This window comes from Nocardia sp. NPDC003979 (assembly GCF_053605015.1).
On the sequence record NZ_JBSGIJ010000019.1, the window covers coordinates 67,226 to 81,739 of the forward strand.

Annotated in this window: 12 protein-coding genes; 3 read left to right on the top strand and 9 right to left on the bottom strand. The window is 69.0% G+C overall.

Going from position 1 to position 14,514, the window contains the following annotated elements:
• Window positions 1–108 precede the first annotated feature (108 nt).
• The 6 genes from ACWEVR_RS28265 to ACWEVR_RS28290 all read right to left on the bottom strand — a co-directional run bounded on the left by ACWEVR_RS28265 (window position 109) and on the right by ACWEVR_RS28290 (window position 7,470).
• Entirely contained in the window at window positions 109–1,470 is a 1,362-nt protein-coding gene (locus tag ACWEVR_RS28265) for a sensor histidine kinase (RefSeq protein WP_452469399.1), read from the bottom strand.
• A 9-nt stretch (window positions 1,471–1,479) separates the two neighbouring features.
• Window positions 1,480–2,139, bottom strand: coding sequence for a response regulator transcription factor (locus ACWEVR_RS28270; RefSeq protein ID WP_452469400.1), 660 nt, complete (start codon window positions 2,137–2,139; stop codon window positions 1,480–1,482).
• Between the two features lie 81 nt (window positions 2,140–2,220).
• Window positions 2,221–2,574 carry a hypothetical protein gene (locus ACWEVR_RS28275; protein ID WP_452469401.1) on the bottom strand — a complete coding sequence of 118 codons (354 nt, stop codon included), beginning with the start codon at window positions 2,572–2,574 and terminating at the stop codon, window positions 2,221–2,223.
• Window positions 2,575–2,793: 219 nt separating this feature from the next.
• Window positions 2,794–4,356, bottom strand: a complete 1,563-nt coding sequence (locus ACWEVR_RS28280) for an MFS transporter (RefSeq protein WP_452469402.1) — start codon at window positions 4,354–4,356, stop codon at window positions 2,794–2,796.
• Window positions 4,357–4,438: 82 nt separating this feature from the next.
• Window positions 4,439–6,007, bottom strand: coding sequence for an MFS transporter (locus tag ACWEVR_RS28285; protein WP_452469403.1), 1,569 nt, complete (start codon window positions 6,005–6,007; stop codon window positions 4,439–4,441).
• A 35-nt stretch (window positions 6,008–6,042) separates the two neighbouring features.
• Window positions 6,043–7,470: an aspartate ammonia-lyase gene (locus tag ACWEVR_RS28290; RefSeq protein ID WP_452469404.1), complete on the bottom strand. Its 1,428-nt coding sequence runs from the start codon at window positions 7,468–7,470 to the stop codon at window positions 6,043–6,045.
• A gap of 331 nt (window positions 7,471–7,801) precedes the next feature.
• Here ACWEVR_RS28290 and ACWEVR_RS28295 point away from each other — a divergent pair, with 331 nt between their 5' ends.
• From ACWEVR_RS28295 to ACWEVR_RS28305, 3 genes are all read left to right on the top strand, one after another.
• Window positions 7,802–8,116: a hypothetical protein gene (locus tag ACWEVR_RS28295; protein ID WP_452469405.1), complete on the top strand. Its 315-nt coding sequence runs from the start codon at window positions 7,802–7,804 to the stop codon at window positions 8,114–8,116.
• A gap of 10 nt (window positions 8,117–8,126) precedes the next feature.
• Complete coding sequence (locus ACWEVR_RS28300) at window positions 8,127–11,183, top strand: WXG100-like domain-containing protein (RefSeq protein ID WP_452469406.1); 3,057 nt, start codon at window positions 8,127–8,129, stop codon at window positions 11,181–11,183.
• Window positions 11,184–11,265: 82 nt separating this feature from the next.
• Window positions 11,266–12,582, top strand: a complete 1,317-nt coding sequence (locus ACWEVR_RS28305) for a hypothetical protein (protein ID WP_452469407.1) — start codon at window positions 11,266–11,268, stop codon at window positions 12,580–12,582.
• 6 nt (window positions 12,583–12,588) lie between these two features.
• On the opposite strand, the gene ACWEVR_RS28310 is transcribed toward ACWEVR_RS28305, so the two are convergent.
• Genes ACWEVR_RS28310 through ACWEVR_RS28320 form a run of 3 tightly spaced genes read right to left on the bottom strand, consistent with a single transcriptional unit; the run spans window position 12,589 to window position 14,497 of the window.
• Window positions 12,589–12,942: a YbaB/EbfC family nucleoid-associated protein gene (locus ACWEVR_RS28310; RefSeq protein ID WP_452469408.1), complete on the bottom strand. Its 354-nt coding sequence runs from the start codon at window positions 12,940–12,942 to the stop codon at window positions 12,589–12,591.
• Window positions 12,943–12,968: 26 nt separating this feature from the next.
• Window positions 12,969–13,424, bottom strand: a complete 456-nt coding sequence (locus tag ACWEVR_RS28315; protein WP_452469409.1) for a hypothetical protein — start codon at window positions 13,422–13,424, stop codon at window positions 12,969–12,971.
• A complete protein-coding gene (locus tag ACWEVR_RS28320) occupies window positions 13,421–14,497 on the bottom strand; it encodes a hypothetical protein (RefSeq protein WP_452469410.1) in 1,077 nt (358 codons plus the stop codon). Before ACWEVR_RS28320 ends, ACWEVR_RS28315 begins: the two co-directional genes overlap by 4 nt.
• Between the last annotated feature and the right edge of the window lie 17 nt (window positions 14,498–14,514).

Genomic DNA, 14,514 nt, shown 5'->3' on the forward strand with positions numbered 1-14,514 from the left:
CTCCTTCGGATCGGCGACGACACGTTCACCGTGTCGATCGCCATCCTGTGGCACGCCCCGCCGTTCCCGCCCGGTCGCGCGGGTGGAGTTCACCCACTGGTCAGCAGTTCACCTTGTCGTAAGGTCGCTCGCGGCGACCGGCAGGGTCACCGTGACCACCAGACCGTGCGGCCGCGCGGATTCGACGAAGAGCAGACCGCCGTATTGCACCGCGAGCGTGGCCGCGATCGGCAGCCCGAGTCCCGAGCCGCCGTCGGCGCTGCCGGTGCCCCGGAAGAAGCGGGTGGTGAGCAGATCGATCTCGTTCTCGGAGACGCCGACGCCGGTGTCGGCGACCCGGACGACGACCGACTCGGACTCACGGTCGACCGTGACCGTCGTCGTGGTGTCGGCACCGGCGTAGCGGGTTGCGTTGCTCAGCGTCACGTCGAGGATCTGCGCGAGTGCGGTGGCGGGCATCGCGCTGTGGGCCTCGGTGACCGCCGGATCGAAGCACAGGCGCATGTCGCGGCGCGCGAACGCCTCGGCCCAGGCATCGACGCGTTCGGCGGCGACGACGACCGCGTCCCCGCCGGCCACCTCGGCGTCCCTGGTGCCGGGCAGCAGGGCATCGAGGAGTTCGGCCAGTCGGTCGACCTCGCGCACCACGCTGACGAAGGTACCCACGTCGCGGTCCGACATCGCCTCCGATTGCAACGCCTGCAAGCGAACCATCATGGCGGCCAAGGGATTACGCAGCGAGTGCGCGGTATCGACCACGTGTTGACGTTCGGCGGCCGCGTACGCGGCCACCGCGGTCGTCACGGCCTCGACCCCGACCGCCAGGCGAACGATCTCCGGCGGCCCGTCCATCGGCGGGGCCTTGGGCTGGGGGACAGGGCCCGGCAGGGTCGCGATCAGTACGTCGACATCGCGCAACAGGCCCGAGACCGGGCGCAGGATCCACCCTGAGACCAAAAGGGCGACCCCGCTGAAGATCAGCAGCGCGGTCAGCGTGCCACAAGCGAGCTGCGTCCAGCGGATCAAGATCTCCGACCTGGCCACCGCCGTCGACACGGAGATCACCACCACCCCACCCGCCTGGGGATCGACGCCGATCGGCTGGGCGAGCAGGATCGGCTGGGCATTCCACGGATAGAGCGGGCGCGGGGTCGGCAGCTGATGCCGATCGCGGATCGCCGTCAGCACCGCCGCGTCGGTGTGGTCGACGCCCGCGACGCACAGCGCGTGGCCGTCCCTGGCGACCACTAGCACGGCGCTGCCGGTGCTGTCGTAGAACGTCTGCGCCGCGGTGCACAGGGTGGCCGGGTCGTAGGCGGCCAAATCGGCGAAACGGTTGGCGTCGTGGACCCGTTCGATCAGCAGCTTGTTCGTGCGGCTGTTGGCCACCTCGTAGCCGACCGCGATCGCGAAGGCGATCATGCAGATCGCCGCGAGCATGGTGAATGCGGCGACCAGTCGTGCGCGCATCAGCCCACCTCAGCGCGACCAGCGGTAGCCGAAGCCGTGGATGGTGCTTATCAGGCCGGGGCGGTTGATCTTGGCGCGCAGCGAGCCCATGTGCACGTCGAGAGAACGCGAGGTGGACGGGGTTGTCTCGCCCCACACCTCGGTCATGATCCGGTCGCGCCCGACCGCAGCTCCAGGGTGGCCGGCCAGCACCTGCGCGACGGCGAATTCCTTCTGGGTCAACGTGACTCGCTCACCGGCCACCTCGACCGTGCGGGCGACCAGGTCGATCGTGACATCGCCGGTGACCACCACACACGGCGCGGCGCTCACGCTGTCCTTTCGCCGGGTGACGATCTCGAGCCGGGCGGCCAGTTCGGCGACGCGGGGCGGTTTGACGATGTAGTCGTCCGCGCCCGCGCGCAGACACGACACCGCGGTGACCTCGTCCCCCTCGGCGGTGAGCACGATCACCGGGATGTCGCTCACCTTGCGGAGTTGGCGTAACACCAAGTAGCCGTTCAGGTCCGGCAGTCCGAGGTCGAGAATCACCACGTCGTAGGCGGTGTAGGAGGTGAGGACGTCGAGACCGTTGCTGAGGTGGTCGAGATCGCGCAAGCCCTGGGTCCGTAAACCGTCGAGCAACGCCGAGGCCAGACCAGGATCGTCCTCGACCACCACCACACGCACCGCCACGGTCCCTTCGCCAGTTCGGTCAAGCCAACCGAAAGGCGAGATTACCGCAGTGCCAAGGGCGGCGCGTGGTGGTCGCTATGCGGTCGCCGACGTGGGCGCCGGGCGCGTGGCGGCGGGTGCGGGCGGCACGACGACCGGCGGATAGCCGGCCAGTCGCGGGGCGGGCGGCAGACTCGGGAAGCGGCGACGCAGCATGCCCAGTTGCCGGTAGATCTCGCGGAGTTCGTCGTGCAAGGCGCTGATGTCCTCGAACAGACTCTCGGCCTCGGCGACCAGGTCGGCCCGGAAGAGCCGACCCTGTTCGAGTTGTGCGCGTTCGGCACGCGAGCGGGCGAGCGCTTCCTCGGCAGCCGTGCGTGAGGCTTCCCGCCGGGCCGCTGAGCGCTCAGCGGAACGGCGAAGGGCGGTGGGGGTTTCGGTTGTCCGCATTTCTCGGTCCACATCTTTCGGCGACTGATTACGCCAATTATGCGCACGGAAATCCCGAGGCCAAAGCCCATTGCGGAACAATTAGCAATTCTGGGAAGCCGCAAACATGCATCAACCGCCTTGAGGTTTTCTTGAGATCTTTAGAATTCCCTGATCTTGTTTGAGTTCGTAACACGCACACCACCGCCGCGAAATGATCGAAATGAGCACCTGCCGAGCTCAGAACCCACTATTTGTGGAGGTGCTTGATTTGCGCGCAAGCGCCGCGGCCACCACGAGCGCGATAACCGCGATCGCGACTGCGGCGATCAGCGCGAGTAGACCGTCGCGGTAGCCCATGATGAAGGCATTGCGCATCGCGATGACCAAAGGGCTGCCTGTCTGGTCGGCGATCTCCGTGGTCGCCCGCACGCCGTCGCCGATCGGGACTCTGCCGATATCGGCGCTCGCGCCGGCCCGCAGGTCGGCCGGGACGACGAAACTGTCCCGATAGCCCTGATTGGCCAGCACGCCGACGAGCGCGGTGCCGAGCAGCCCACTCAGTTGCACCAGGACCAGTTGCGTTGCCCACGGCACGCCGGTGCGGGTCGCGGGCAACGACGCGCACAGGGTCTCCAGGGTGATCCCCATGACCAGTGCGAACCCCAGACTGGTCACCGAGACCATGCCGAACAGCGGCGCGCTGCCGCTCGACATGCCTGCGGTCAATCCGATGGCCAACCCATCGAGCATCAGCACCGAACCGATGATCGCCGCGGCGACCACACAGTGCTGCCGATGCAACCACATGCCGATCACCGAGCCGAGCACGGTCGCCGCGCAGCTGGCGGTCACGAGCTTCACCGCGGTGGGCAGCGGGTCGGGCCCGCCGAGCACTTGGAAGTACTGGATGACCAGCAGCAACATCCCGAACAGCGCCAGCACCGCGGTGCCGAGGGCCACCATCACGTAGCGCACCCTCGGCACGGCGCGCACGATCCCGAGTTGGGCGAGACCGTCCGGGGTCGCGACGAACGCGATCACCATGACCACCACGCCCGCGCCGCAGACGAGCAGGAACGCCGACGAATGCCAATGCCAGTCGGGGGCCTTGTGCAAGGCGAGCGCGAGCAGACCGCCCGCAATGGTCATGGTCGCGAGCCAGCGCCAGTTCACGCGCAGGTCGCGGTCGGCCGCCACCGTGGGAATCGCCACGACCGCGGTGACCGCGATGAGCACATCGAGCACCGACATGGCCCCGATGATGCGTGGCCACCACACATGGCCGATCGCCGCCGCGCTGATCAGCGGGGTGACGAGCGGCCCGGCCGCACTGAACCCGGCCCAGGTGATCGCCGCCCGCGCCCTGGCGCGACCCGAGCCGTAGACGAGCACGAGCAGCGAGAGCGCGCTCGGCAGGATCGCCGCCGAACACGCTCCGCGCACAGCCCGTCCGGCCAGCAACGCCACGGGCGTGTGCGGGAAGCTCACCATCAGCGCGGCGGCGGCCAGATAGCCGACGAACGCGGTGACCAGCACCCGTTTGGCCCCGAAACGGTCGGCCAGCGCCCCGCCGACCAGCAGCAGCGCGATGTAGGCGATGACGTGCATGGCCGGTATCCAGACCGAGATCGGCAGGTCGGGGCGATGGCCGAGCTGATGCAGGAGGCTGACGACGGCGATGGACTGGGTCGCGGTGTCCTGACTGATCGAGAACGCCGCGCCACACAGCGTCAGCAGCACCACTCGGCGGCGCCAGTTGCCGAGCGGCACCGAACTCGTCGCCGGTGTTGTACGCGTCATGACAGCCACATCCACCACTCACCCCCGTATCCCGTAGTCGACGCGACGCGCACCGCCGCACCACTGGTCGGCACGCGACGCCCTATCGCGCGGTCGAATCGCGAGTCAGCACCGCGGTGACCACCAAGACGAGCACGCCGACCGTGACCGCCACGATCAACGCGAGCAACCCGTCGCGGTACCCGGCGATGAAGGCCGAGCGAACCGCGGCGACCGGCGCCGCGAATTGGTCGCCGACCAGCACCGTCGTGGCCCGCACGCCCTCGCCGATCGAATCCACTGTGTCGGTACCGCCGCGCGCGTGCGTCGGCGTCTCCATCTGCCGCTGAAATCCCCGCGCGGCCAGACTGCCCGCGAGGCCGGCCCCGAACAGGCCGGCGATCTGCACCTGCAGAAGCTGGGCTGCCCACAGCACGCCGGTGCGGGTCGGGGGGAGGGCAGCGCATTGGATCTCCAAGGCGATCCCCAGGGTCAGCGCGAACCCGATACTGGTCAGGATCACCATGGCGAACAACGGCGTCAGGTCGCCTGACCCGTCCACGGTCAAGCCGACCGCCAGCCCGTCGAGGATCACCACAACGCCGCCGAACACCGCGGCGACCAGGTATCCCGAGCGCTCCAACCACGCGCCCACCAGCGATCCGGCCGCGGTCGCGACCGAGCCGGCGGCGAAAAGCGCCAGGGCCAGGCCCATCGGATTCGGCGAACCGAAGACCTGCAGGTACTGGACGACCAGCAAGAGCATCCCGAACAGCGCGCACACTCCCGCGCCGAGCGCGACGGTCGCGAAGCGGACGCGCGGTTGCGACCGCAAGAGCCCGACGTGCACTTGCCCATCGGCAGTGCAGAAGAACGCGACCACCAGGGCGATCGTCCCGCAGGTGCAGCTGAGCGCGAACGCCGGTGACGCCCATCCCCACTCGGGGAGCTTGTGCAGCGCAAGGGCCAACAGCCCGCCCGCGACAACCATCCAGGACAGCCACGACCCGCCGATGCGCGCTCCTCGGTCGGCCGGGATCGCAGGCAGTACCGCGAGCGCGGCGATCAGCACGGCCAGATCCGCGACGCCGACCACCATGACAATGCGCGGCCACCACACCTCGTTGATCGCCGCCGCGGCGATCAACGGGGTCACCAGCGGTCCGGCCGCGCACCAGCCGGCACACACGATCGCCGCGCGCGCCCGCACCCGACCAGCGCCGTAGACGAGCACGAGGATCGCCAGTGTCGTCGGCACGATCGCTGTGGAGAACGCGCCCTTGAGCGCCCGCGCGCACAGCAGCACCACAGGGTTGTCCGGCACGACGATCGTGACGACGGAAGCGAGGAGGAACCCGACCAGCCCGCCGACGAGCGCCCGCTTGGCTCCGAACCGGTCGGCCAACCACCCACCGAGCAGCAACAATGCGATGTAGGCGACCACGTGGGCGGTCGGAATCCACAGCGAGGTGGTCAGATCCGGCCGATTTCCCAGCTGATGCAGCAGGGTGACCACGGCGATCGACTCCGTCGCGGTGTCCTTGCTGAACACGAACGCAGTGGCGGACAGGGTCACCAACACCGCCGCCCGGCGCCGTCGGCTCAACGGCATCGGTCCGGCGACGGGCCCGGTGCCAACGGTCACAGTCGGCCGGTTCATCTGAAGCGTCATGCGGGTGCCCTTTGATCATTATCGCGGGCTACAAACTACCGTGTTCCCGGCGTGGCGCTCTCCCGAATCGGGACGCCGACCAAACGGTCCATGGAGAGCAATTCGTCCACCTGTTCGCGGGTGAGCACGCCTTCGGCGACCACGATGTCGGCCACCGAACGGCCCGTGGCAAGAGCCTGACCAGCGACTTCAGCACAGGCTTTATAGCCGAGGCGGGGGGCCAGCGCGGTGACGATGCCGACCGAGTTGCGCACGCCGTCGGCGAGGTGGTCGCGATTGGCGGTGATGCCCGACACACACATGCTGGTGAGCGCCTCGACTGCGGCGCTCAGGTGGGTGAGCGATTTCAGCATGCTGTACACGATCACCGGCTCGAACGCGTTGAGTTGCAGCTGTCCCGCCTCGGCGGCCATCGTCACGGTGAGATCGTTGCCGATCACCTCGAACGCCACCTGATTGACCAGTTCCGGAATCACCGGATTGACCTTGCCCGGCATGATCGACGAGCCGGCCTGCACGGCGGGCAGATTGATCTCGCGCAGCCCGGCGACCGGGCCCGACGAAACCAGGCGCAGGTCGTTGCAGACCTTCGACAGCTTCACCGCAACCCGCTTGACGATGCCCGACACCTGCACGAACGCGCCGCAGTCCTGGGTCGCCTCGATGGGATCGATCGCCCGCAGCACCGGCTCCCCGGAGAGTTCGGCCAGATAGCCGCAGGCCAGCAGCGGATAGTCCGGGTGGCCGTTGATCCCGGTGCCGATCGCGGTACCGCCGAGATGGCAGTCGAGCAGCAGCAGCGCGCCCTCACTCAGGCGGGCACGGTCCTCGCCGACCATGGTCGCGTAGGTGTGGAATTCCTGGCCGAGGGTCATGGGCACCGCGTCCTGGAGTTGGGTGCGGCCCATCTTGATCACGTCGGCGAACTCGACCGCCTTGGCCGCGCACGCGTCGGCGAGTCCGGCGAGCGCGCTGTCGAAGGCGCGCAGGTGAGTGACCAGGCACAGCTTGATCGCGGTCGGGTAGACATCGTTGGTCGATTGGCCGAGGTTGACGTGGGCGAGCGGGTCGATGGCCGCGTAGTCGCCGCGCGGACGGCCGATGATCTCGAGGGCGAGGTTGGCGATCACCTCGTTGGCGTTCATGTTCGCCGAGGTGCCCGCGCCGCCCTGGATGAGGTCGATCGGGAACTGATCGAGCAGTTCGCCGGCGCGCAGGCGCTCGCAGGCGGCGATGATGGCGCTCGCCCGCCACGTATCGATGAGCCCGAGATCGCGGTTGGCCTGGCAGGCGGCTTGCTTCACGGTGGCGAGAGCGACGATCAGCGCCGGGTAGGTGCTCATCGGCTGGCCGCTGACGCGAAAGTTCGTCAACGCTCGCGCGGTGTGGATTCCGTAGTAGACGCCGGCTGGGATCGCCAGCTCACCGAGCGAGTCGTGCTCGACGCGTACGTCAGTGGTCATGGTGCTGTGCTCCAGTTCTCCTCGTCGAACGCGGCGGGTCGGCCGCGTCTGAGCCGGGCGTCGGAGTTCTTCCTCGGCGGCGCTTGACTCGAGGAATGGAAACACCGCACGCGCACACCTGCCTGACCGATCCGGTGCGTGCGCCGAAGAGTTCACCTTGGTTACGTGCAGTCGATACGCAAATGTTTGGCCGAAGTTACGACCGTGTGTGATTCGCGAGATCCCCGGATTTACGCAGTATCGCTGTGGTACCAACTAGAAAGGCGACCATTTCTCGCCGCGCGTGCGGTAGTCACCGCACCCGAGAACAAGCGAAGGCGAGGCGACAGCGGTGCCGGACACCATTATTATTTCGCCGGATCAATTGCGTTCCGGTGGCGCCGCGTTGCTCACCGCACGCGACGCCTTCCATCGCGTGCTGACGACATTGTCCGAGCACGTGAACTCCCACACCGCGAGCACCTGGGGCCGTGACGCGTACGGCAGGGAATTCGCCGACGGCGACAAGGGCTATCTGCAGTCCCGCGCGAACCTCATCGACGGCACCCGCGACATGGTCACCACGGTCGGTCAGTTCGGCGATGGCCTGATCGCGGCCGGGCGCACCTCGGCGACCGCCGAGGCGAACTCGACAGCCGGATTCTGACGAGCCGCCGATGTCGTTGTATTGGCCGCCGGAGCTGCGGTGGTTGACCTATGTGGTGGGGCAGCTGTGGCCCGACGGCGACGAGGATCAGATGTTCGCCATGGCACAGGCATGGCTCGATGCCGCCGATGACCTCGAACGCGAGGTGATCCCGCTGTTGAGTTCGGCCGCGGCCACCGCACTCGGCGGCTACGAGGCGGGCGCGGGACGATCGCAGATCGAGTCGGCGCTGCGCGAGTTGTACACGGGCGATCATTCGGTCGAGCAGTTGGTCAGCGACTACCGCCAGCTCGGCAAGTCCACGCGCAACGCGGCGACCACGCTCGAGGCGACCAAACTCATCATCATCTTCTCGACCACGATCCTGGCCGCGCAGATCGCGGGCGCCTGGTTGTTCCCGCCCACCGCGCCCGCGGTGGAGGCGGCGGCCATCGGCGCGGCGCGCGCAGGCCTGTATCGGGTGAGCAATCAAGCGCTCGGGACGCTCGCGCGGCTGCCGGGCGTCGGTGAGTACCTGGTCAAGTTCCTGCGGTACCTGCCGCGACTGTCCGACGAGCCGGGCCGCATCGCGGGATTGATCGCCAAGCCGCCAACGGCGTTGGCGGCCAGGGCGTCTCCCGGACTGTTCGACACATTCGTCAATGCCGGCTTCAAGGCGACGACCGCGCGCACGCTGGCCGAACTGCCTGCCGACGCGGCGCAGTTCTTGATCAGCAAGGCCGTCAACAACGTGATCTGGGCGGGCGGCATGGACGTCATGGTCCAGTACATCCAGATCGGCAAGGGCCATCGCGACGAGTTCGACGGCAAGCAGTTCGGGATGTCGGTCGCGGCGTCGATCGGCGGCTGGTACGCGGGCGCGCTGGTAGCGACGAATCTGACCAAGTACGGCGGTCGCTGGCTCACCAGCCGTGGGCACGACCCGACAGCGGGCGGGTGGGGCGCCGCGCTCGGGGTGACCTGCGGGGTGGTGCCGACGATCACCTCCTCGCTCGTCGGCGGCGGCATCTCCTACGCGTTCACCGGTTCCTTCGATCCGACGATGGGCTTGATCGGCGCGGTCGCCAGCAACTCGCTCATGGGCGGGCAGCGCGGCTACATCGGCATGCTCGGCTCCGAACCAGTGGCGACCCGCAAGTCCACGGGTGGTGAGCACGAGTCCACGATCGCACTGCAGACCATCCGTGACATCGACGCACCGCGACCGACGAAGTCGACCGAGGAGCTGATCAACCAGCTACGTTCCGCCGATGACCACGGGTATCGGCAAGCGCGACAGCAAGATTCGGCCGCCGGTGGCCGCAGCGCCGATGGCGCTCCGGTGGATCGGCGCGTCCATCGCGAAACCTACCTGACACAGCAGCGGACCCGGCTCAACGAGCTGGTCGACGCGCACCGCGATGTGCTCACCGCCCAGCGCGATCTGGCCAGGGCTCGTGCCGCCGCGCCGGATGTGGATACCGACCCGAATGTCACCCAGGCACAGCGTCATCTCGACGAGGCCGTCGCCAGGGACTCGGCGACCCGAGGCCGGATCGAGCACGACATCGATCCGGGCAAGCAGGTTGTGCGCGAGAACGACTCGCAGTCGTCCGAGAGGGCCGTCACGGAGGCCAACGACCTGCCGCGGGAGCGCCGATCACTCTCGGAGGAGGAATCCAACCCTCGGCGGTCGACGTCAGAGGAACCGAACCCGAGGCGGAGCACGCAACAGGTCGATATCGAGCCGCCCTCGCGGCAGCGATCGCGCGGAGTCGATGACGAACCGCCCGCCGGGCAGCGTCCGCGCTCCGAGACCGAGTCGGTTCGCACGCACCGATCCACGCCGGACGACGACGCGCCGGCGCACAGCGAACCCAGCAGCTCGGTCTCGCCCGAGAACGTCGTGACCCGGCCGGGTTCCCCCGCGCCTGCGCAGTCCTCGACCGTGCCGCCGCTGCGTCGGGTCAACAGCGCCGATTCCACGGCCAGCTCGGATAGCACGGCCAGCTACCACACCGCCCGCTCTCACTGGTCCGACGACGTCGAGCAGCCAGCACCCCCCCGGCAGGACCCGGACGACCCGGCGCCGTCGAACACAAACAACCAGGACAGCCAGCCGTCGACCACCAACCACTCGGTCGATGACCTCGGCGCATCGGTGACGACGACGACCAACCACGAAGCCGTCGTGTCCCCCGTCCACGATGAGATCGCGGTCGACACCCACAGCACGCGCAGCCTCCCGACCTCCCACCGCGACTCCCGCGAGTCGGACAACCGTCCCCGACTCACCACCTTCGACGACGAGAACACCACCACTCCCCCGCCCCGGCGCGCCGCCGACGAACTCGACACCACGCCCGGCCCGAGCGCGCGTGACCGCTTGGCCACCGCGGAGTCACGGATGGAGCGCCTGCGCGCCGCCGACGAGCAGGTCAGGACGGCGCACGACCGGGCGAACGACAAGGGCCTGGACAACGCGCTGCGCGCCCGCGCCGAGATCCGGGCCACGCTGTCACGCCAGGAGGCCGAACTCGCCGAACCCGCCGGCAACTCGCCACGCACCGAGGCGCAGCTGCGCGGCGACATCGCCGATCAGCGAGCACGACTCGCGGTCGCGGATGCCGACATCACCCGGCGCACAGCAGATCTCGACGCCGCCTTCCGCGCCAGGGCTCAGGCCAAGGCCGAACTCGACACGAGCCTCGCCGACTTCACGACCACGCGCGCCACCGCGTCCGACCACGAAGCCAACCAGGACGGCCCCCAGCCGCCGAGCCCCGACATCGACGTGACGGCGCGTGGTGACCGGCTCACCGAGGAATTGACCAGGCTCGACGCCGACAATTCACGCCGCGAACTGGTCTCGGGTTTCGCCGAGCGGCACGCCCAACGCCAGCTCGACGACTTCGACGCATCCCAGCGCGCCGAACGCACGCTCATCGACGGCGGCTACATGAGCGGCAAGCCGCGCTCGCGCAAATTACCCTTGGAGCACGGCATGCCCGACCCGTTCACCGCGCTGACCGCCCCCGGCATCGGTTTCTGGCAGGGCCGGGTTCGCCCACCCGCGCCTCCCCGATAGCCCGCACGGATCCCGACTTCGCTGCACACCGACGGCCACCGTGATGTCGCCGGCTCCGCGTATCCCGCCGAATGAGGAGCACATGCCCCCGAACACCATCGACCTGCCCGACCGCGACCCGAAGAGTCCCGATGTCGCGTTCACCCTCACCGCCGAGTTCGGGCTCACCACTCCGACCGGCTCCCCCACGTCACCGAGTTCCGCGCCTGAGACCTCATCGTCGATCCCGAATTCCGCGATGCCCGACGCGGCGGCGCTCGACGCGGATACGACACCGCTCGACGGGGAGACGGCGGACAGCGCACCATCCGATCTCGATGCGCTCGCTTCGATCTCGCCGGTCGATCACCTTCTCGCCGAGCTGCGCGCACTGGTCGCGGCAAGCGGGCCGACAGGGTGGCATGAGTTGCGGCTGGCCTTCTCGGTGACGGTGACCGCGATGTCGGGCGACGCGGTGTTCCTCGTGGCCGACGACGAAGTCCGCGTCGAGATACCCGCCGATGCCAGTGCACTGGTACCCGCGCTGCGGCTGCTGATGATCCGGGCGGGCGAACCGGCGTGGTGGCACGCCCACATCACCTTCCCTGCCGAGGGGGACCCGGTGTGCGAGTTCAATAACGGCACAACCCCCTTCGCCGTCGATCGACGGTTGCCGCTCGACGCCTACCAGGCCGACCTGGCACAGTACCCCCGCGACCAGCTGCCGGTCTGGCTGGCCGGGCAACTGCATTGCAGCTCAACCGGTTTCGATCTGGCGAGCACCCTGCGCGCGGCCCGCAGCACCCCCGTCGCCGCGCGGACGCACCCGTTTCTAGCCTTGGACACGGTCTGGGCGAGGTGGGCGGTGGTCGCCGCGGCCGCGGTCGCGGTCGGCACCGAGTGGGGACCGCGTATCCTCGGCGCCACAGCGGCTTTCGAGTCGACCACCGGCGGCGGGGCGACCATGACCCGGTTGCCCCGCGGCCGGGCGGTGCTCTCGGGCGGAATCTGGCAGGACCCGACACTCGCGGCCGCCTATCGCGGCGAGGCACCGCTGCCCGCGCTCTTCGACGGCGCCCCCGCCTGGCTCGACGCCGCGCTGGTGAACCACCGCGCCCTCACCGGCGAACTCTCGTTCTGTTACTGGTGGGATGGAACCGGTTGGGCCAGTGGACAATCCCCCGACCCCACCACCATCGGCTCGGCCATACCTGGCCTGTGGACCCCGGCGACGGTCGTCGATATCGCATGCACGGTGCTCGGGCAGGCCGCCGACCGCGACGCACTCGCCGCCTTCGTGGAACAGGCCGAAACCGGTTCGGCTACCAGGGAACTCGCCGTCGAGGCATTCACCGCCGACGGCGACACCGACCTCGATGCCGCCGTCACCCAGCTCGCCGTCGCCGGCCTGCTCGACTAGCGGGCGCTAGCGCAGGTGCTCGCGCAAGCCATCGATCGCGCCGAACAGGCTGTCGATCGATGGCATCTCGACCTCGTCGAGAGTCAAGGGCGCGAGCAGTTCGCGCTGTTGGGCAGCGACATCGGCGACCGCGATCCGCGATGCCTCCGAGACCGCGTCGGCGAGTTCGTCGTAGGTCAGCTCTGTAGCTCCGGCGCCGAAGCCGATGTCGACGGCGATGCCGTCGGCGTTCACCGTCACCCGCACGCGCCCGCGCTGGGCCGTCCCGGTGGCGACGAGTTCGGCGCAGCGCCGGTTCACCTCGCTCAGCTGGGCCATCTGGGCGCTGAATTGCTGTGCGGCGTGCTCGAATTCGTTCATGGCGTGCTCCTTCTCTGCGCGATTGCCTAGCGGTCGATGATCGGGTCGCGACCATCGTCATCGGCGGTGCGCCGCGCGGGTCGGGTCAGCGGCGCGCTCATCGGCTGCGGCATCTGTGCGCGCAGTTCGGCTAGTTCGGGCGGCAGTTCCGCCGCTTCGGGCAGCACCGCGAGCTGGGCCATCGGCGCGAACAAGCCCGCCTGCTTACTCTTGACCTTGCGCGCGGCCTGCTGCGCGGCGCGTACCGTCGCGCGGGCGATCTGCCCGTAGCTGAGTTCTTCTATGCCCGCGTGGTAGCTGGTGCGCAGGATAGAGCCGGTGGCGTCGACCGTCACGGTGATGCGACCGTGCTCGACGGTCGCCGACGCGGTGAGCGCGGCGCCGGACGCGCGGAGCTCATCGAGCTGTCCCATCGCCCCGAGCACGGTGTCGATGAGCTCGGCCGCCTGATCCGCCTTGGCTCGGTTCTCTGGTCTGATCATGTCGATCTCACTTCCGTCATCGCCTCGGCGAGGCCGTCGGTTGTCATGCTCACTCCGGCGTAGCGGCGCAGATACTCGCCGACCGCCGCCGGACTTGCCTGATCGCCGCCCTCGGGCAGCAACACAAGGAAGCGGGTGGGGTGGGGGTCGGGGTCACCGACGAGCGCGAACAAGCGCTCGTCGCGCATGCGCAGGACCAGCAGCGGGTTCTCGCCGGGCGGCACGTCGGCGAAACCGGCTTTCACCGCCCACTCGAGGTCTTCGATGGCCACATCGAGCCAGCCGATCGGCACGCTGGTGCCGATCGAGGGCCACGTCGCCGGGTCGACCGGGATGAACGCGGGCTCCGGCCACGGGCGACGCCGGTCGAGTTCGGCCACGAGCCGAGTGAGGAAGTCGAGAATCGTCTCGGGCCCGAACCCACCGGCGAGATCCACCGCGAGCGGCGGCACGACCCCGGCGGCGACCACGCGCGCCAGTTCGGGATAGAACTCGTCGACGGTCGCCACGTAGCTGATCCGGTCGATGAGATCGGTAGCCGCGTCGGCGACGATCTCCTGCCCGGTCAGGTCGCTCAGGTACACCATGGATGCACACAACTGCACGACGAGCGCGGGTTCCGGCTCCGGCGCACTGTCGGCGGCCAGCGGCGCCTGGTCAACGATTTCCACTGTCGCGCTTGGAATCTCGTGGCCGGTGCCGGACACCGCCAAGGCGAATCCACCGGCCGAGGCCACCGCGCGGCCCGCGTAGGGGTCTCCGGTGTCGGGCCGGAACCGCAGGTACAGGTCGGTCTCGGAGGGGCTGAGCCCTGGCCGGTCGGGCCCGCCGTCGACGTAGGCGGCCTCCCACGCCAGCATCGCCGCGAGCTGGTCGGCGCTCAGCAGGCCGGGCGGCACCGGCTCGTCGACCGCGGCGAAGCCGTCGACCTCGCCCACCAGGCGCACGACCAATTCTGCCGGCACGACCCGACACCCGCCGTCGCGCACCTGATCGGGCGCGACGACGACCGCGACCCCACCCGCACCGACCAGAACGGCCCCGTCCTCGGACCGACCTACGATTCGTGGCATCGATGTCTCCTCGTACG

What these genes read in the sequence shown, in the direction of transcription:
- ACWEVR_RS28300 (WP_452469406.1), top strand. Translation starts at nt 8,127, where the DNA reads ATGTCGTTGTATTGGCCGCCGGAGCTGCGGTGGTTGACCTATGTGGTG.
- ACWEVR_RS28315 (WP_452469409.1), bottom strand. Translation starts at nt 13,424, where the DNA reads ATGATCAGACCAGAGAACCGAGCCAAGGCGGATCAGGCGGCCGAGCTC.
- ACWEVR_RS28305 (WP_452469407.1), top strand. Translation starts at nt 11,266, where the DNA reads ATGCCCCCGAACACCATCGACCTGCCCGACCGCGACCCGAAGAGTCCC.
- ACWEVR_RS28320 (WP_452469410.1), bottom strand. Translation starts at nt 14,497, where the DNA reads ATGCCACGAATCGTAGGTCGGTCCGAGGACGGGGCCGTTCTGGTCGGT.
- ACWEVR_RS28310 (WP_452469408.1), bottom strand. Translation starts at nt 12,942, where the DNA reads ATGAACGAATTCGAGCACGCCGCACAGCAATTCAGCGCCCAGATGGCC.
- ACWEVR_RS28285 (WP_452469403.1), bottom strand. Translation starts at nt 6,007, where the DNA reads ATGACGCTTCAGATGAACCGGCCGACTGTGACCGTTGGCACCGGGCCC.
- ACWEVR_RS28265 (WP_452469399.1), bottom strand. Translation starts at nt 1,470, where the DNA reads ATGCGCGCACGACTGGTCGCCGCATTCACCATGCTCGCGGCGATCTGC.
- ACWEVR_RS28275 (WP_452469401.1), bottom strand. Translation starts at nt 2,574, where the DNA reads ATGCGGACAACCGAAACCCCCACCGCCCTTCGCCGTTCCGCTGAGCGC.
- ACWEVR_RS28280 (WP_452469402.1), bottom strand. Translation starts at nt 4,356, where the DNA reads ATGACGCGTACAACACCGGCGACGAGTTCGGTGCCGCTCGGCAACTGG.
- ACWEVR_RS28290 (WP_452469404.1), bottom strand. Translation starts at nt 7,470, where the DNA reads ATGACCACTGACGTACGCGTCGAGCACGACTCGCTCGGTGAGCTGGCG.